General features: G+C 44.9%; 16 protein-coding genes. 8 read left to right on the top strand and 8 right to left on the bottom strand.

Translation table 11 applies throughout. From position 1 onward, the window contains the following. Nucleotides 1-18: 18 nt before the first annotated feature. The 7 genes from BM265_RS12385 to BM265_RS12415 all read right to left on the bottom strand — a co-directional run bounded on the left by BM265_RS12385 (nucleotide 19) and on the right by BM265_RS12415 (nucleotide 7,135). Complete coding sequence (locus tag BM265_RS12385; RefSeq protein ID WP_143098723.1) at nucleotides 19-1,206, bottom strand: hypothetical protein; 1,188 nt, start codon at nucleotides 1,204-1,206, stop codon at nucleotides 19-21. 78 nt (nucleotides 1,207-1,284) lie between these two features. After that, a complete protein-coding gene (locus BM265_RS12390) occupies nucleotides 1,285-2,433 on the bottom strand; it encodes a D-alanyl-D-alanine carboxypeptidase family protein (protein ID WP_074962127.1) in 1,149 nt (382 codons plus the stop codon). 184 nt (nucleotides 2,434-2,617) lie between these two features. Then, nucleotides 2,618-3,043, bottom strand: a complete 426-nt coding sequence (locus BM265_RS12395) for a GerW family sporulation protein (RefSeq protein ID WP_074962128.1) — start codon at nucleotides 3,041-3,043, stop codon at nucleotides 2,618-2,620. A gap of 16 nt (nucleotides 3,044-3,059) precedes the next feature. Beyond that, complete coding sequence (locus BM265_RS12400; RefSeq protein WP_074962129.1) at nucleotides 3,060-4,061, bottom strand: hypothetical protein; 1,002 nt, start codon at nucleotides 4,059-4,061, stop codon at nucleotides 3,060-3,062. 35 nt (nucleotides 4,062-4,096) lie between these two features. Then, nucleotides 4,097-4,666, bottom strand: coding sequence for an SMC-Scp complex subunit ScpB (gene scpB / locus BM265_RS12405; protein WP_074962130.1), 570 nt, complete (start codon nucleotides 4,664-4,666; stop codon nucleotides 4,097-4,099). Between the two features lie 10 nt (nucleotides 4,667-4,676). Further along, the gene (locus tag BM265_RS12410) at nucleotides 4,677-6,443 is read right to left on the bottom strand and encodes a segregation and condensation protein A (protein ID WP_074962131.1); all 1,767 of its coding nucleotides are present in this window, start codon (nucleotides 6,441-6,443) and stop codon (nucleotides 4,677-4,679) included. 14 nt (nucleotides 6,444-6,457) lie between these two features. Continuing rightward, nucleotides 6,458-7,135: a site-2 protease family protein gene (locus BM265_RS12415; RefSeq protein ID WP_074962132.1), complete on the bottom strand. Its 678-nt coding sequence runs from the start codon at nucleotides 7,133-7,135 to the stop codon at nucleotides 6,458-6,460. Between the two features lie 300 nt (nucleotides 7,136-7,435). Here BM265_RS12415 and rpmB point away from each other — a divergent pair, with 300 nt between their 5' ends. Continuing rightward, nucleotides 7,436-7,621 carry a 50S ribosomal protein L28 gene (gene rpmB / locus BM265_RS12420; protein ID WP_013499373.1) on the top strand — a complete coding sequence of 62 codons (186 nt, stop codon included), beginning with the start codon at nucleotides 7,436-7,438 and terminating at the stop codon, nucleotides 7,619-7,621. A gap of 676 nt (nucleotides 7,622-8,297) precedes the next feature. Here rpmB and BM265_RS12425 read toward each other — a convergent pair. Next, nucleotides 8,298-10,568, bottom strand: a complete 2,271-nt coding sequence (locus tag BM265_RS12425) for an LTA synthase family protein (protein WP_242940846.1) — start codon at nucleotides 10,566-10,568, stop codon at nucleotides 8,298-8,300. A 509-nt stretch (nucleotides 10,569-11,077) separates the two neighbouring features. On the opposite strand from BM265_RS12425, the gene BM265_RS12430 reads away from it, so the two are divergent. The 7 genes from BM265_RS12430 (at nucleotide 11,078) to BM265_RS12455 (ending at nucleotide 19,332) form a co-directional block, all read left to right on the top strand. Then, entirely contained in the window at nucleotides 11,078-11,863 is a 786-nt protein-coding gene (locus BM265_RS12430) for an HAD family hydrolase (protein WP_074962149.1), read from the top strand. Nucleotides 11,864-12,315: 452 nt separating this feature from the next. Further along, on the top strand, nucleotides 12,316-12,648 hold the full coding sequence (locus tag BM265_RS21085; protein ID WP_431767993.1) for a DUF6557 family protein: 333 nt from the start codon (nucleotides 12,316-12,318) through the stop codon (nucleotides 12,646-12,648). Between the two features lie 736 nt (nucleotides 12,649-13,384). After that, on the top strand, nucleotides 13,385-14,095 hold the full coding sequence (locus BM265_RS12435) for a response regulator transcription factor (protein WP_081358459.1): 711 nt from the start codon (nucleotides 13,385-13,387) through the stop codon (nucleotides 14,093-14,095). 82 nt (nucleotides 14,096-14,177) lie between these two features. Continuing rightward, complete coding sequence (locus tag BM265_RS12440; protein ID WP_177219592.1) at nucleotides 14,178-16,544, top strand: sensor histidine kinase; 2,367 nt, start codon at nucleotides 14,178-14,180, stop codon at nucleotides 16,542-16,544. 24 nt (nucleotides 16,545-16,568) lie between these two features. Beyond that, nucleotides 16,569-17,429, top strand: coding sequence for a M15 family metallopeptidase (locus BM265_RS12445; RefSeq protein ID WP_074962135.1), 861 nt, complete (start codon nucleotides 16,569-16,571; stop codon nucleotides 17,427-17,429). Between the two features lie 639 nt (nucleotides 17,430-18,068). Further along, entirely contained in the window at nucleotides 18,069-18,548 is a 480-nt protein-coding gene (locus BM265_RS12450; protein ID WP_143098724.1) for a hypothetical protein, read from the top strand. 31 nt (nucleotides 18,549-18,579) lie between these two features. Next, nucleotides 18,580-19,332, top strand: coding sequence for a DUF4241 domain-containing protein (locus tag BM265_RS12455; protein WP_074962137.1), 753 nt, complete (start codon nucleotides 18,580-18,582; stop codon nucleotides 19,330-19,332). The last annotated feature ends 1 nt before the right edge of the window (nucleotide 19,333 follow it).

The following is a 19,333-nucleotide window of genomic DNA, read 5'->3' on the forward strand; positions in this document are numbered from 1 at the left end:
TTCTCCTTTAATTCCCGACTAGGCATCGGAGTTTTCACTTGCATCCTGTTCGGTTTTGAACTTGCTGGGTGTTTCAACCATGCAGAATTCATTTTCGATCCAAAGGTCTGTCACAATATAATCTCCGCATTCATGGGTCATTAATAACTCGTCTGATCCAATTGCCATAATAAAATGGTCTTCATCAACTTTCAGATCTTTCTTCGGATAAAAGGCAAATAGTGTTCCGTGTTTACCGGTAGGTATTTCAAAGCTGTAGCCTTTTGAAATAGGTCTGTAATCAGTATCGGGAGAGGAGTATCCTGCTTTTTCATAACTTTTTTTCATCTCGTCGATAAATGTATCGACCATGGTCTGCGAATCTTTTTCGATGACGTTTACCTCAGCATCTTCATCGAGATCTTTTCCATACAAAAGAAAATCACCGCAGTCACGAAGGTAATATGGTTCAAGATGTTCGCTCTTTGAATCTGTCACTACCCATCTGTCATTTATGTAGGGTGCATAAGCAGTATAATCTTCAAAACTGTGAATAGAAATGTTTTTATCACACTCTTCTTTTATATCATCGGTTTTGAAAGATATCAAAAATAACGAATTATCCTTATTGGCTTTTATTTCCTCAAACAGTGGGCATTCATGGAACTCGGTATCAGTATATAACGCAGTCATGGTGATATCTGTATTATTTATCACTTTTGAAAGATCATTACCGTCATAGTAGGCTTCTTTTGAAACCATACCATCAAGCTCTACTAAATATGGATCATTTTCAACGCCTTTGGAACTAACTTTGATAGATTCCGCTTCACCGCCCGGTATCTCGCTATTGAGCCTTTCTTCCAAAGCCTGTTTTATATCGTCAAACTGGTAATCATCATAACCGATGTTCTTTTCGTAGTTGATCTGAACGTTAAATATCTTGCCGTCATGTTCCAGTTCAAGTCGCGCAGTTCCTGTAGGAGTAGTGTGCTTCTGGTCATCAAATACTGTTCCATCGTGATATATAATAATATTTGTGACATCAGCTTTAAATCCGTATTTATCCTCTACGTATTCGATAGTTTTCTGCTTTGCGGTATCCTCCGCCTTTTTCCATTGATCTTCTTTGATTTTTGATGAAAACCGAAAAAACAACACTGCTACTAACACAATGAGTAAAATAAGGATAACGAATAGTTTTTTTGTTCTTTTGGGAATACCCATAATTTAATGATCTTGCCTTTCTGTACCGCATCATATGAGGGCAGTCAATGCCCTCATCTTCCGCTTTTGCTATTTGTATCACAGTCCTGTAAACTGTCTGAACTTTCTGAAAATTACTATGATGAAGCTGTTTTCCGCCGCGGGAGCGCTGATATCCTCAGCCGCTGTTATATCCCGCCTGCCTATCTCTTTGCCGTCAAGAAGATAAACTACCTCCCCGACTTTATCGCCATTCTCTACGGGCGCATAGATGAACTGCGGCAGGTATACGCGGCTCTCGGCACGCTCTGCACCCTCTGAGGTCATAGCAGTAACCATTTCGGGGACTTTGCACTTCAACCGCCTGCCATCAGCTGTCATAAGTTCAGCACCGTCATCTTTCGGACAAAGCCTTACCTGCTCCACCTGCGAAAATCCATAGTCGAACATCGCCATATGATCTTTCCAGTCATCTGGGTCGTTCAGGGTCACGCATATAAGCTCACAGCCGTCCCTCATGCAGGATGATACAAGGCATCTTCGCGCCTTGTCGGTGAAGCCTGTCTTTATCCCTGTGATGCCGTGGTTTTTCAGCAGTTTGTTGGTGTTCACCAGCCATCTTTCATAGGGTGGGTCGCCGAATTCCAGCTTTACTCGCTGAAGTCCGCAAATGTCGCGAAAATCCTGATTTCTCATAGCTTCTGCCGCAAGTATCGCCATATCTCTGGCTGTGGAATAGTGATCATCGGTGTAATCATCAAGCCCCGAGGGCGTGACAAAATGGGTGTTTTCAAGACCCAGCTTTTCAGCCCTTGCGTTCATAAGCTGAACAAAACCGTCGATACTGCCCGCCACACGGACTGCCGCCGCATTTGCCGCGTCATTTCCGCTGGGCAGAAGCATACCGCAGGCAAGGTCGCGCAGAGATACTTTGTCCCCCTCACGCAGTCCCATTGAACTGCCCTCGGTCATTACAGCACTGCTGTCCACAGTGAATTTTTCATCAAGACCGTCCTGCTCAAGTACTATCAGCGCCGACATTATCTTGGTGGTGCTCGCCATTGGCAGTCGTTCGTCTGCGTTCTTTTCAAAAAGAACCTCACCTGTACTGCCGTTGTAAACTATCGCCGCCTTTGCGGATATCTGCAAAAGCCTGTCAGCCTTTGCACCTATCGTACTCAGGGTGAATATCATAAGCATCGCCAGCACCGCCGCGCCTGCAAAGAATCCCAGCCTGTCACGCCTCATATCATCACTCTCCCGAAATTTTCTTTCGGGAGTAGTTTATCCGCATCGCTCTGAAAAATTATCGGAAAAATTTGTTTTTATACTAAACGACACTGGAAATTTTGTTTATCCCGCTGACACACAATTCTATATAACCTGCTTAGAGATAATATCAATAGTTGGCGGTATCAATGTCGTTTACTTATTATTCCTCAAAATCAGCGTAATCGTCAACTATCTCTTCCGATGCTTTCTTTCCGCCCTTTTTGCCGTCGATGAAAGAGGTTATCTTGTCGATGACAGTGGGCACCATATCAACGATAGCGTTGCCCTGAGGTGAATTTGAGGTTATCTGCAAAAGCTTGACCTCGCCTTTGTATATCGCGATGAAAGCCATAGGAGTGATGGTAACTCCGCCGCCCGAGCCGCCGCCGAAAGTATCCTTTGTGGACTTTGTAGGCAGGTCGGAACCGCCCGATGCAAAGCCGATGCTTACCTTTGATACAGGGATGATAGTAGTGCCGTCCCCTGTAACTATGGGCTTTCCGACGATTGCTTCGCCGTCAGCAAGTTCCTTAACCTTGGACATGGCAGTATTTACCAGTGCTTCTATCTTAGTGCTCTCGTTCATATTTAACAACCTTTCTTTATGCAGTTTCTTCCGTCACGGCAGAAACTTCCGCTTTTTTCTTTGCTTCTTTCTTCGCCTTTTTACGGGCTCTGCGCTGTTTTATCTTGTAGGGTATAAAAATCTTGGCCGCACAGAACAGCAGGCAGAATGCTATTGCTATCATGGTGGAAGGTCTTACTTTCACCGTAGCTTCGCCCTCGGCATCAAGCTTTTTGACATTGAACAGACATTTGACGTTCGCTTCTTTAACCCTCACCGTGAATATCATCGCCAGCATATTGAGGGTATTGAACAGCGCCGCCTGTAATTTCCCGTAGAATGTGGCGCTCTCCGCGGCGTCCTCTTTGCCTGTTTCTATCTGTAACCTTATATCCTCGATGCGTATCGCTTTCATGAATTTCCTGGTGTACTTCAATGCAGGCGGGATATAAGGCTTTATGAATTCCCATTTTTTTCTCAGCCCATCGAGCTTACTGCCTTTTTCCTCGCTCTCCGAGTCATCGTCTTTGGGCTTTTCTTCTTTTTTCTTTTCCTTTTTCTTCTTTTTACGGCGTTTTTTCTTCTTGCCGTCAGATTCGGTGCTTTCGGGTTTATCCTCGGAAATTTCAGCTGTTTCTTCCGCCGAAGTTTCTTCCTCAGCCGATTCTTCCGCCACGGTTTCAGTCACCGTTTCCGATGGCTTGTCCTCCGAAATACTTTCAACCGCGGAGTTATCCTCCTCTTCGGTCACTATCTGAACGTCCTCAAATGTGGGAACTTCCTCAGCGCTCTCTTCAAGGGCTTCATCGAGGATATCTTCCTCTTTTTTGTCTTCCTTGCGGGCTTTTTTGCGCCGCTGTTTCTTGGGCTTTTTAGGTTTCTTCTTGCGCGGATAAAGGGTTATGCCCATATACTTCACCCGTATCTCGAACTTTCCGCTTGTCCCGCCGCGCACAAATACTATCACCGAAAAATGCAGCAGGATAACAATGACCGCTATTATTATCAGTAATATTTTTAAAATGATCGTTGTTGTCACCGCCTGTCTTTCTTTATATCTTTATAGTGCGGGGGTTATTCCCCGTCTTCAGCTGCCTGTGCCGCTTCAATAACTTCATCTATCGTGACCTGTCCGCTCTGTTCGGGCAGAGGCGGCAAGTCTTTCAGACTTGAAAGTCTGAATGCCCTGAGAAAAGTCTCGGTGGTGGCATAGGCTATGGGTCGTCCCGGAAGATCAAGTCTTCCTGCCTCGCAAAGCAGACCTTTCTCCACCAGCGAATTAACCACGCCCGATGAATCCACACCACGGACGCTTTCAACAAAAGCCTTTGTAACGGGCTGATTGTACGCTATGATAGTCAGGGCTTCCATAGCCGCAGGGGAAAGAGCGGAGTTTCGCTTTATCTCCAGCACCGATTTTATATGCGGTGCATACTCCTGCTTTGTTGCCAGCTGAAAAGCGCTGTCCAGACGTAAAAGCTCGATGCCGCTGTTATCTGCGTACTTTTCTTCAAGCATCGCCGCAGCATCTTCGATGGAAGTGATATCCGTGCCCAGTGCCTCGCACAGACGCTTGCACTCCACGGGCTCACCCGAAGCGAAAAGCACGGCTTCCAGTGTATTTGAAAGTTCTTGTATCTCCATAAATCTATCCTTATCCCAGTCTCAGCCGACCTTCAGCCCAGCTGTGTGCGCCCCAGTAATACCTCGTGCCGAAACGGTTGATCTTGAAAACAGTGGGTACGTCATCGGCAATATCCTCACTGTTTGGTATGTAAGCCGCTGTTTCGGGGACTTCTGTGTTGATCTCCGCGATGGGGCTTGGCGCAGGTATTGTTTCTGCGGGTGCTTCTGTCTGAATCTCATTTACAGCGGTATCGACAGCTGTTTCCGCCTTTATATCCGAATTGGCTGTTTCAACAGGCATTTCCAAACCGAATTCTGTTTTGGCTGTGTCGGTTGGTATTTCTGCCCTGACTTCTGCTTCGATGTTATCGGCAGAATCCTCTGTTTTGATTACCGGTTCGGTTGATTCAGCAGGTGTTTCATTTTTGACCTCTGTTTCAGCGTTCAAATCAGTGATCTCAGCACTGTTTTCGAAAGTGTTCTCCGCTTTGATACCAGATTCGTCAGCCACAGGATCAACCTCTGCCTTGACCTCGGTCTCGCCACCCTCAACTGCCATATCAGCCTTGATTTCAGGCTCAGCATTCTCCGTTTTGATTTCGGTTTCAACACTCTCAGCGGCTATTTCTGCCCTGATCTCGGGAACGATATTCTCAGCAGATATCTCCGCCTTGATCTCCTCTTCCGCCATATCCGCGGGCATATCCCTTCTGCCCGAATCTACTATCCTTTGCAGTTCGGGGGAAAGCTCTATTTTCAACACGGGCAGAGTGCCGCGCTGTCTTGTTTCGCTCTTGTAGACCGTCCTCTCGGGTGGCTCGTACATTTTATTATATGGCAGGGGAGTGCTCTCCTGCACACGAAGATCCTGCCCATAGGGGCTTATCTCTGAGAAACGAGCTCTGTCGGAGTTTTCTTCCTCCGATACCTCGCGTTCTTCGATCGCGGGAGTATCTTCACGGGAAATAGTTTCCTCGCTGTCCTTGGAAGTTTCATCACCGAAAGATTTTTCGTCCTCGTCCGCGAATGCGTTTTCATCGCCGTTTTCGGCGGCTATCTCTGCTTCGTCAAAGTCAGATGATATCTTGCGCTTTTTGGAAGCTGAATTCATGTATACGCGGGTATTGTCGTCGTTCAGGAATATCCTGCCTGACCTTGTAAGTTCCAGTACTGCAAGAAATACCGCTACCCGCTCGCTTTTGTCCGCACAGCCGTCGTACATACTGTCCAGAAAACATTCGCCGCGGGTTATCAGCATTTTAAGCACGTGGATTATTTTGGAAGTCACGGATACTATCTTCCGCGACAGTATAGGCTTGAACATCTCCGCTTTCAGCGGCTTGCTGTGACGGGCTTTCTCGCTCATGCCGAGATATGCCGCAAGCAGCTCCTGTGGGTCTTTCTCACCAGAGAAAGTCTTCTTAACAGGCAGCTTTACAGGCTCTCTCACAAAGATATCTCCACCCGCATACTGCTCTTTCAGACGCGCTGCCGCCATTTTGCACAGCGAATATTCTATCAGGCTGCCCTGAAGTTCCTTTTTCAGCTCTTCGCCCTCTTCATCCTTAGGCAGAAGAGAAGCTGTCTTGATATATATGAGCCTTGCAGCCATTTCCAGAAAATCGGCTGCGTCCTCGTAATCCTCTTTTTCAAGACCTGCCATATATTCCAGATACTGCTCCAGCAGCACAGCTATCTCGATATCGTAGATATTCAGCTTGTGCTTGCTGATAAGGTGCAGAAGCAGGTCGAGAGGGCCCTCGAACATATCCAGTTTGAATCTGGCTGTTGACATCGTCTATCCCTGCCTTATTTGAATATCATGTTTACCAGCGGATCGATAAAGAATGTTATCTTGTTAAGCAACCAGAATATACCTGATTCCATCCACCATACAGGACCGTTCAGCAGGTCGCTGAAAAGAATAAGAGCCATTACTATCATTGATATATAGAACTGATAGTTCTCAATCTTGGCATTTATCCTTTCAGGCAGGAAGTATGAAAATATCTTCTGACCGTCCAGTGGTGCCACAGGTATCAGGTTGAATACCGCAAGACCGATGTTTATGAATACAAAGTACTGCGATATCAGATACAGCCATCCTATAGCCTCGTTGCCGTTTCCGTAAAAAGCCGCGCCAAGCAGAAATTTATATACTATGGTTCCTATCAGAGCCATTATAAGGTTCGATAAAGGACCTGCCGCAGCAGTTATCGCCATACCCGCCCTCATGGATATCTTTCTGTTGAATCTCGCCGGGTTTACCTGTACGGGCTTGCCCCATCCGAAACCGCAGAGCAGTATACCAAAGGAACCTATGGGGTCAAGGTGTGCCAGAGGGTTCAGGGTCAGTCTTTTCTGATAGCTTGGTGTATCGTCACCCAGCTTTGTTGCAGCCCATGCGTGGGCAAATTCATGTATGGGTATACACATCATAAGTATTATAAGACGTGATCCGTATTTCAGCAGTGTGTCTATTGTCATTTTCACTTTCCTCATTTCATCTGTCATATCTGCCCGTCTGATACTTTTTAGCTTGGGCAGAACTTGTCTGTTGATACACAAATACATTATATATTATACTACATCTACAAGAATATTTCAAGTGCAAAGGGACTGTTTTTGTCATTTTTCATCAAATCGGCAGTTTTTTAAATTTTTTGTGAAAAGGGCTTGCAATTTTGTGTGATATGTGTTATAATACTCTAGTATCATGTGATTGGATTTAAGCTGTCGGCTTAGATCGGTCAGCTTAAATTTCGTGCAAAGGAGGTGCGCACCGATATGGCAAAATGTGAAGTTTGCGGAAAGGGTGTTACTTTCGGTATAAAGGTATCTCACTCTCACAGAAGAACCAACAGAACCTGGAAGCCCAATGTAAAGAGAGTTAAGGCTGTTGTTAACGGCACTCCCACACATGTTTACGTTTGCTCCAGATGTCTGCGCTCGGGCAAGGTTGAAAGAGCATAATTTCAGCTTGTGCTTGCAAACAATGGTAAACAGTACGCTTGCGTTTTGCTACGCAGGCGTATTTTTTTGTGCATTTACGTTGAGCGGATACCACGTTGAATGAAACTCATGCGAAAGAATGCGGTGGTATGCCATGGTATGCGGTCGCATACTTTTGATAGCTGTGGTATTATCAGGTATGTTTATGGATATCCGCATTACCAAAGAGCGCCTCTCGTGCCGGTGTAGTATTGTTGCTGTAATAGATCGGGATTTGTTGGGGTAGTCGGATAATTTGCTGCTATTGCTAGTTTGTGCGGTGTCGTCCCTCGTTCCTCGGGGCGAGTCATCGGAAACGCTTCGCTGTCCGATGACGGGCGCGGCAATAATTTACGCATACAGAAAGAGCGTGGACTGTTGTTTTGTCCACGCTCGGATTTTTGTTATTGCCGCGCCTATTGGTCGATAGGTTGCTTTTCTATTTATAGCTTTGTTGCCACGTCGCTCTTGTGCCTTGACCGAGAGGCTCTGCCTCTAACAGTCAGCTTTGCTGACTGTGTGCTCATCCGCAAGCTTTTCGTGAAAAGCTTGACCAAAAGCTTGATTCGCAGCTCAGTTTGTTTGGTGCGCAGGTTTGTTGCCGCGCCACGCTTGACCGCGCGCTTTGTCTCTTTAGCAGTTTCCGCCGAATCGCTTTTTACATCGGTATTCCCGTGCGGCGCTTGCCAACTTCGGGCGGTGTGAAAAGTTCTGTGCGGCTATCGCTGTCAAACTGTGCTTCTACGCTCTGCTCAAAGCCCTGTTCGGTCTTTGTTATCATATCGTAGTAGATTATCGCATTGGATATATCTATTATCTCCTCGGCATAGCCTGCGTAGGACTGTATATATTCGTCGTCTACAATGCCGTCGTTTATGCGTGATTCACAGGTGTCAGCACAGTAATCATCGTCTGAGGATACTTTGAACAGCCCGTGTTTCAAAGGATCGAATATTGGGTTCGGGGTATCTTTATACACCTGGTTGCATGAAGCATGGGTCATAACGTTCTTGTAGTCTTCAAGGTCGAAATACATGGCCTTCTGGCTGTCATAGTAGATGGTATCGGTTATGAAATTGCCGTTGGGGAATATAACCACATTCTCCTCGTCTTCGGGTATCGAGAATATATCGTGACCCAGAGCGTACTTATTATCGAATCCCAGCATATTTCCCAGGGTGGGCTGGATATCGTACATACCCATTACCTGATCTATCTGCTTGGGTTTGTACTCGCCGCCCTTTGACCAGATTATAAAGGGTGTATTGCGGTTGATGTTATAGTAGAAGTCATCAACAGGGATATATCCTGCATCTTCCTCGGTGAGGACGGTCTCGTTAAATGGATCATAGTTGAGGTAGTACTCATACTCGGTAGCCTTTACCTTGGCATCGTGGTCGCCGTAAAGCACTATTATCGAGTTTTCCAACAGACCTTCCTTATCCATATCGGCAAGGAACTGTCCCAGGGCTTCGTCGGCGTAGTGAACCGATTTGAAGTAGGAGCCAAGCTTTGTACCCTCCAGGAAAGGTGCGGATATATCTTCGTAAAGACCGGTATCCTCGTTATACATCTTATATCTGAATGAGATATCATAATCGCTGACACGCTCGATATCCGTAAATGGAGTGTGGTTTGTCAGCATGATGAAACAGCCGTACCAGTTATCATGCTCCACATCTATCTCCTTGACCTTCGGCACAGCCTGTCTGAAAAAGCTCTTATCCGAAAGACCCAGACCGATAGTTTCATCTATCACAAAATCATCGGTGTAGTTGTAGAATTTGTCATATCCCAGCGAGCTGTGAAGATTCAGTCTGTTCCAGTAGGAGCCGTTGTTGCCGTGCATACTGAAAGTATAGTATCCCATATTCTTCAGCATTTTCTGGGTGGTGGCGTAATCTCTGTCCCAGTAGTTTATAGCCACTGTACCGCTTGAAGCTGGCATCAGGGACGATGAGAAGGTGAACTCTGAATCCGAGCTGGTACCTACGCTTTCCTGTGCATAGAAGTTCTTGAAATAAAGACCTTCCTTTGCCAGCTTGTTGAGGTTAGGAGTGAGCTCCTCGCCGTTTATGTAGGTATCCATGCAGAACTGCTGTATGCTTTCTGCGTGTATAACGATCACGTTTTTGCCCTTGAATATATCGGTATACTCGTTCTTTGCACCTGCGGCGTTCTCCGCACTGTTTTCTTCTTTCTCGTCGTAGAACTCATCGAAGGCTTCCTTTTTCTCGGCATAGCCGAATACCATATTTATCCTGGAATATGCACTTGATATCGCGTCGCTGGTCTGGTAGACGTACATACCGAAAGTACCCAGTACGTATTCTCTGTTCCACTGCTTGCGAAGTCTCGAATAATCTGTACCTGTGAGGGTAGCGGCGAATATTCCGAGGAGTACCAGACCGCATACAGCCGTGAAACCGAAGCTTCTGCTGCGCTTCTGTTTCTGCTTTGTCTGCGATTCGTATTCGCGGGTCTTTTTCTTACAGAAGTGGTATACCACCGCAAGCGCCGGTATAGACCAGAGGTATATCAGGTCTTTGGCTTCCATGATGTTCTTGACGACCGCGTCCATAACGCCCGGAAGCTGTGAACCTGTGGAAAGCAGCGAGAATGACAGGAAGGACTTGAAATTCGAGTAATATATCGAATTGCCTGCCACGAATATCAGGTTTATGACATTCATAGTCATAAGATATCTGAATCGCCCTTTCAGCGTTTTGAAGCAGAACGAGAAAGCGCCCATCAGAAGCATCGCTGCGATATCTGCCAGAAGCGGTTTTATTTGATTATAAGCAAATTTCACGGTGAATACTCTCAGCAAAAATGCGTTGATCACCGAAATGGCAACGAATGAAAGCAGAAGAGGGTTATCTTTGCAAAAGTTCTTCAGCTTACTGCCGATTTTCTTCAAAAATTTCATTATCTGATTCTCCTTGATCTACCGTTGATAAACAAAATAAATAGTTCTCATTTATGTCCTGTTCTCTGTGGTTTTGGCTTTGACGGACTGAATGAAAACTCACGCTGTTTATTCTTATGATTCTTTTGCGAATACTATTTTAATCCCATTTGTGACAATTGTCAAGAATCCTTTTTTATTTTCAGCGTTTTAGACAATTGCCCAAAAGCCCGACAGCTATATATATCATAATAATTGTAACACATTTTTCACGAATGTCAATTACTTAGAGCCATATTTCAGAAGATTGTCACATCAGGGATAATATTCTTATATATAAATAGTATGTGCCATGTGGGAATTTATGCAAAATATTCAACTATTTTCGCTTTGTGATGTCAAATATATAGATGTCTACAAAGTTTTGAAAAGTGCATAAAAAAGTGTTGATTTATTTGTCGGAATACTTTATAATATCTTTGTTTGCGAACGGCGGAAACGTCCCTTTTAAGGGCAGAAATGAGGTAATCATGATAAAGCTGATAGCCACCGATCTTGACGGCACAATGCTCGATGACAGCAAGCGCCTGCCTGAGAATTTTGACACCGTATTACAGAATCTGAACAGCAGAAATATACGTTTCGCGGTTTCCAGCGGACGAAGCTTCTGTACGCTGAAACAGCAGTTCAAAAGTTACATGGATGATCTTATTTTTATTTGCGATAACGGCGCTTATGTTTATGATAAGGGCGAGGTAGTATCGATGTCGGTACTGCCTGATGACGCTGTACATAATATGGTGCGTTTCTGCGAAGAGCAGAATCTGCTGATACTTCTGTGCGGAAAGCACGGCACATGGCACAACGGCAGAGAAGCTGCTGAACTTGAAGAGATACGCAAGTACTACGTCAACGAACAGTATATGGAAGATCTTTCCGCTTTTGATGACGAGATATTCAAGGTTGCGGTTTTTGAAAGAAAGGGAAGCATCGAAAATACGGCTTATCCCAAGCTTCGTGCCCGCTACGGCGATTATTTCAACGTTCAGCTTTCGGGAGACCGCTGGGTGGATATCATGAACCACGGCATAACCAAGGGTTCTGCCCTTCATAAGATGCAGGACAGGCTGGGGGTTGATTACGGCGAGACCATGTCATTCGGCGATTATCTCAACGATATCGAGATGCTGGAAAATTCTTACTACAGCTTTTCCATGGAGAATTCCCATTCGCTGGTGAAGAAAGCGGCTAATTTCTCCACGGGGTCAAATAATGATAACAGTGTGATGAAAGAGATCATTAAGCTTTGTTTCTGAAAACTGCCAAGGAGAGGAACCTTATCAGACTAGCGCTAAAGAAGTAATCTATCCATACCAAACAGATACAGATGATTAACAGCGGATCGACAGCCACATCTTCGGGTGTGGCTGTTTTTATATATTAACATCGAGATTGATGAATTTCAGCCAAATGTGAAGTGCGAATATTTTTGTACATAAAGCTTATTGTGTAATTTATATTGTAATTACTAATAAGGATAAAACATTAAGTATATAATTCTAAATCGTGAGTTATTTTATTGACATTCAATATTGAACATGATATACTAGTCTCTACGTATTATTATTGCGAGCAATTTTGCCTTGCCATGGATAAATTATTTTGGAAATCTTTGAAAGGACACACAAATGACTATATATGATATTTTAAAACAAACTGAATTTGCTGAGATATCTGAAAGGATACAGAAATTTATGGCTCTGAAGATATAGATAAATACGCTGAACTATATAATAAGCTGCTTTCTATTACACCGAATCATAAACATAAAAAATTTACTGTATATATATCTGCTTTTAGAATTACCGATTCAGTTGAAGACGAATATGTCGAACATTTTGACGAAAACGACACATCACTATATTATGATGTCAGTGGTGTATACGATGATTCAGATGAAGTATATTCTATTTCAACTTGTTTTTATGCAGATTTTTTACAGTATAGTGTAGATGATACAACATTGAAAAACTATTCATACTCAACAATATTGGCACATTGTTTTAGGGAAATAACCGCATATGGGTTTGATAGGCAGTGAAATGAACAGGATTCTCGACACAGTTACCATGAATGAAGAAGAGTTTGTTCGCACAACTATTGACAGCAGGAATGCTCGGATATACATGATTTCATTGAGTTAGTCAAGAAGATAAAGCAAGTTGACGAACTGACAGCTCGATTTCGCGGCAACAAATCAGCGCACCAAACAAACCATGCCGCGAATCAAAGCGCGCGGTTTATGCGACTGCGTCGGCATATGCCTCGCGCTAGCAGGCTTGCGGGAGCCACAGTCAGCAAAGCTGACTGTTAGAGGCAGAGCCCTCAATCACCAAGGCAAGAAACCAAAATGCAAAGCAAGCTATAAGAGAACAGCGCACTTCCGAAAAAGGCGCGGCAATAACAAAAGAATCGAGCGTGGACAAAACAAGCGTCCACGCTCTTTCTGTCTGCGTGAGATATTGCCGCGCCCGAAATCAACGGCGGTACGCTCGTTGATTTCTCGACCCGAGGAACGAGGGGCGAAAGCTCGCAAACAGGCGTACAAAGCAAATAAACGTTTAGGCGGCTCGGCTTGGTGTCGGGCTTTATTTTTTTGCCTGTATCAAGTTTTGGCGGCATTGCTTTTTTCATAAAAATATGTTATCCTTTAATATAGTATTAGCTCTGGTGAAGTTTTTGTCAGAACTACAAACTTAAGTTAATCTTAAGAATTACATTCACCTGAAATTAAGAATGATGTATTATTATATAAGCATACAAGGAGAGGAAAAGATATGGAAGATATTTCAGCAACAGTACTTGTCGTAGATGATGACAGAGATATCGTGGCAGCTATCGCGAAGCTGCTGGAGCTTGAGGGCTACAAAACTGTCAGGGCGTATGACGGCATCGAGGCATTGGAGAAGCTTTCGGAGAACGACATACAGCTTATACTGATAGACGTTATGATGCCCAGACTTGACGGACTGTCAGCGATAATGAAGATAAGAGACAGGCGGAATATCCCGATAATAGTTCTGTCAGCAAAATCCGAAGATACAGATAAGATACTCGGACTTTCAATGGGCGCTGACGACTATATCACCAAACCTTATAACCCTATGGAGCTGACAGCCCGCGTTAAGAGCAGTCTCAGGCGGTATATGCAGCTGGGGGACATAGGCGGCATAAATAAAACGGACGTTATTAAAATAGGCGGTCTTATGCTGGATAAGGGCGAAAAATCTATCACGGTAGACGGCTCGCCGGTAAAGCTGACCGCAACGGAACTGAAAATACTTGAACTGCTGATGGAGAACGCAGGTCACGTATTTTCCGCAGAAGAGATATACCGCAAGGTGTGGAACGAAGACGCTTATGCGGTGGAGAACACAGTAATGGTACATATAAGGCACATTCGGGAAAAGATAGAGATCGACCCGAAGGAGCCGCGTTATTTGAAAGTGGTGTGGGGCATTGGGTACAAGATCGAAAAAAATATCTAAATTTTTTCCTAAGGCAGCCAGGGTGACGGCGTTCATTACGGCTTGTGTGGCAGCGGGTGTAGCGCTGTTCGGTGAAATGTATATGAGCCGTATAAATGGCAGGCTGTCGGATCTGGGCTGGAATATGGACGGAAGTATTGACAGCTCGGATGAATACTGTACAGAGCTGAAAAATATGTATGAACAGCTCTGCATACTGGGTGTGTGCGAGCTTGCAAATACTGACAGCAGTGGCAACTATATAGGCAATAAATATGTAAAGTCCGATCTTTTGTACTATTTCGATTACAATGGATACAGCTACAAAAAGACAGATGACGGCATAGTGCCGTATTCGGATACATTTGATTACTATGTGTCCTACACTGTGCCCGAAATACAGGCGGACGAAATTGTGACCGATGAGGAGACAACATCGGTGGAAACAGTGTCGGGTGAGGAAAATGTACATTACGTCACTAATATCTCGTCTGAAATATTTGGTGAAAGCAAGACCGAGAAACAGAGACTGGATGCGCTGAAATCGAAAAAATATACCTATATCCTGCGCACGGGTGATTTTATATCATCGCAGATGCAATCATCCGGGACGATGGATTATTACAGCTATCAGGTCGCTGAAGAGAATGGAAAACTAAGGGATGTGAATGAATCCTATCCTGAAAACTATCTCCCGCTGGGCGGATGGTACAGCGATTCATACGGAAGGTATGTTTTTAATTTCTGCAATGAGTCACCAATAAAATTTTATGAATATCCCGAAAACACAGAGGTGGGATTCACGGCAAGGCGTGAATGGGTAGATATAGAGTCAAACACAGCAGAAGGTTCGGGTATATATTATTCGACCCTGCCTATATGTGATATGCCGGATTATGTTGCTGTTGCCGGAGATACCGAGGGGCTGACGGTGTTCATATCGCCCCGTGAAAGTTATTTCAGGTCCCTGACCGGCAAGTACAATGATCTGTGGGATGTGTATTACGAAACAAGAGCGCTTACGATCAAATGCGGAGTACTGGCACTGGTGCTGATAGCTTATCTTATTGCAGCGGCTGTTGTCAGGGGGCTGGCAGAAGAACATACAAGTTCTTTTGCAGATATGATACCATGTGAATTTTACATCCTGGCATGGTTCTTAATAATGGTGGTATCATCTGAGATGAGATTTTTGTACTGGAGGATGAATGAAGCTTCCGATGTGCTGAATGATGACACGGGTTTCGGATATATGGTACTTGGGGCGGCATATGCTGTGATGACAGGTGTGGCTGTACACAGCATCACCCACGGCATCAAGCTGAGATCTCAAAGAAAACTCAGAAGCAGTTTTATACTACCTAAGCTGATGAAAAAGCTGAGTGAGAAATATCTCTCGACATCAATGTATGAAACACGCAGGAACAGACCTGCGGGAAGCGGTCTTATGCGTCGCTCGATAGTGAGCCTTGCGGCATTTTTGGTGTCGGCGGCGGTACTTCCCGCTGCGATAGGTGAAAATGAAGAGTCATACTTGATAGCGGCTTCTTTGATATGCGGCATATCTTCGCTGTATTTTATTTATTCGCAGATAAGGGCTATGCTTCTCTCGTGTGATCTTACAAAGCTGGACAGACGCATCACGGAACTCAACCGCAACACTCCGTTTGAGGAAGAGATATCGCCTCTTTCGGAACTAAGCAGACCTTCGGATATGCTGAAAAATATATCCGATACCGTAAGTGATGCGGTGGAGGAACAGATAAAGTCCGAGCGCATGAAGATAGAACTGGTGGCAAATGTTTCCCACGACCTGAAAACACCTCTGACTTCCATAATAAGCTATATCGACCTTCTTAAAAAGACTGAGCTTGATGATGAGGCCATGGGCTATGTTCAGATACTTGATAAGAAATCCCAGAAGCTCAAAGGCATAGTAGCCGATGTTTTCAGCCTTGCCAAGGCGACCAGCGGCATTGATGTCAATATGGAGGAGCTTGATTTAGTAAGGCTTTTCAACCAGAGCCTTGCAGACGCGGACGACAAGATAAAAGAAAGCAAAAAGACGTTCAAGATAAACGTCACCGAGGATTCTGCCCCTGTTATGGGCGACGGAAACAAGCTTTACCGCGTGCTGCAAAACATTATCGACAATGCGCTGAAATACTCAATGGACGGTTCGCGCATTTTCCTGGAGCTTACACGTGACGGCGAAAACATTGTTTTTACCGCCAAGAACATTTCTTCTTACCCTATCGACTTTACCGCGGACGAGATAACAGAAAGATTTGTCCGCGGTGACAAGTCGAGGACAGACGGCGGAAGCGGTCTCGGACTTTCAATAGCCAAAAGCTTTACCGAAGCCTGCGGCGGAAGATTTGAGATAGAGCTGGACGGCGATATGTTCAAAGCCATCATGTCCATGCCTCTTATAAATAAAGAAGAACCCGAAGAAAAAGATACTATATAAGAACAAAGAAACGGAGACGACATTATGAAAAAAAGAAGATCGGCTGTAACACCTTTTGTTACGGTCTTGATAATTGTACTCATTTTATTAGCGGCGATGGTGGTCATCATCAAGCCCGACAAATTCAACATTGCAGGAAAGGTAACTGCGCTTTTCCGCGGCAGGGTAGAGTATCATCTTGATGAGGTGCCTGCCGATGAACTTACGCTTAAGAGCGCATCTGTGAAAGATCTTAAAATTGGTAATACACTTGTTCTGGTAAATAAAGACCACCCTCTGGATCAGTATTATAAGCCTTCCATATGCGAATATAAGGATTCGGGCGTGATGATGTCAACAGCTTCCGTTGACAGCTATGCGGCACTGTCGAAAGCTATTATGGATAACTGCGGTGAACCGCTGTATGTGATGTCATCCTACCGCACACCCGAGGAACAGCAGGAACTTTATGAAAATCAGGGCAGTAACGAAGCTATGCCTGCACACTGCTCCGAGCACGAGACAGGTCTTGCACAGGATCTCTATTTCAGCGGATTTGCAGGCAGCAGCATCAACAAATGCCCCGCAGGCAAATACCTTACCGAACACGCTCCCGAATATGGCTTCATCGTGAGATACCCATCCTATGGCAGGATCGTTACAGGCATAGATTACGAGCCGTGGCATTTCAGGTACGTTGGTCAGCCACATGCAAAGATAATCACTGCTAACGGTCTGACCTTTGAAGAATATATCGACGGTCTGGAGTACGGCAGTTTCTATGCATATGAGGATTATATCATAACCCGTCAGAAAGGCGATACACTGCTGCTGCCCGAAAACTGTACCTGCGATATCTCGCTGGATAACTGCGGAGGATATATCATCACTGCGAAAAAACAGTAAACGCGATGACATAACAGGGCGTAAAACTGCCAAAGAAGAGAGCTTTGGCTCAAGCATTGGCGGCGACAAACCAGTGCATCAAACAAACTATGCCGCGAATCAAAGCGCGCGGTTTATGCGACTGCGTCGGCATATGCCTCGCGCTAGCAGGCTTGCGGATGAGCACTCGCATCAAGGTTTGAAACCAAAATGCAAAGCGAACTATAAGAGAACAGCGAACTTTCGACCAAGTAGGCTCGGCAATAATTTACGGACATAGTTTGAGCGTATGCATTAGTTTTGCATACGCTCGAATTTTTGTTAGCGGTGACTGCGTCGACCACGTGCCTCGCTGTTTTTACAGGTCGGGAAGTTCGCTCTTTTATTTACAGCACTCTTGCCACATCACTTTTGCACCCTGACCGAGAGTCATATGCCGACGCAGTCGCATAAACCGCGTGTTTTTTCGCCATAAAAAACTGACGTTCTGCATAGTAAGGCACTGATGACTGTTGTAATATATTGACAAAACGAAATTTATACATTATAATATAGCTATACTTTTTTTACAATTTTAATAACTAGAATCACAGCATAATAAGCTCGGCATATGAGATAGTTATGCAGTTCAAAGATATAGAGCTTTTCACGGAGAAAACAATGAGATCAAAGAAAAAAACGATAGTTATCTCGGTAGTTTTGATAATACTTGTGCTTGCGGTCGTCGGGGTGCTGACTATGCCACGATTTTACCGAGGTGACAGGATAAAGCTGAAGATACGGGTCGAGGGCGTTAAAGCCGATACCCTCGAAATAAGTATGGATAACCGCGTCCCGGGCAAAGATGATCTTACCGTAAAAGCTAACGGCGATACTGTCGAAATATCGGCAAAAGCAAGCGAGTACGGCGAATATTTCTTGAAGATAGACGGCGCAGACAAGCCTTTAGAGATTCGCGTTATGAAGTTTGACTGGTACGAGAGGGTGGATGCGGATATCGACTTCACGATATCTGAAAACGGCGTAAGTTATTCAGCCGAATCTTCCGTGACAGTGGGCGAACTGCCTTTCAGAGAGCATAACAGAACTTCGGGAAGCGCCGAGATAAAAGACGGATATTATTCGGTTTATATAGCATGATATATGACCCACAACATAGAGGAGGATCATCATGGTAGATGAAGAAATATATATGAAGATGGTAAAAAAGCACCGCAAAAAAATCGCGGCAGTCAAGGATTATGAAGAGCTTTTTCAGACCCTCGGCACTGAAAATGCGGGCAGTATCACACTTACATCGGGAAGGATAGTTGCTTGTCCCATTGAAAGCATCGGGGACGAAAGCAGACATATAGAGTATTATTACAGAGCCCCTGCGGGTACACATCCCGTGGAACTGGCAAAGTCTTCCACAGGCAGGAACGCGGCTGTGAGGATAGTATTCTCCGAAGCCCCCGCCCTACGGTACGAACTGGCACTCATCGGCACTGCTGAGGAACTTGACTGCATAAGCGATCTTGAAGTGGGCTGTATCCCTTTTTATGAATCCTGCACCGCATCTCCCATAATCGTTGCCGATCAGGGTCTTATGCCCGATCTGCTGGAACATCTCAGTGAAAACTACGGTGATAATGATTACTATGAAAAAGAGGGCAAAAAGCTTTTGCTGGAAAACAGCACCTGTCCCGAAGAGCCCCTTTGCAGCGGTCTTATCGATTTTTATCTTGAAGTCGATGACGCTCATTTCCCCATATTCTTCAACGGCGAGGGCGGCGGACATCACCCGATATACTGGGGATTTGACAAGGACGATAACATCTGCTGTATGATATTTGACTTTGATCTGAAAGAACTTCGCACCCCCGAAGAAAAGCCCGTTAAGACAGGCAATTTCTTTAAGAAACTGCGCCGCGGGGACAGATAAA

This window comes from Hominimerdicola alba (genome assembly GCF_900112155.1).
Lineage (GTDB): Bacteria > Bacillota > Clostridia > Oscillospirales > Ruminococcaceae > Hominimerdicola > Hominimerdicola alba_D.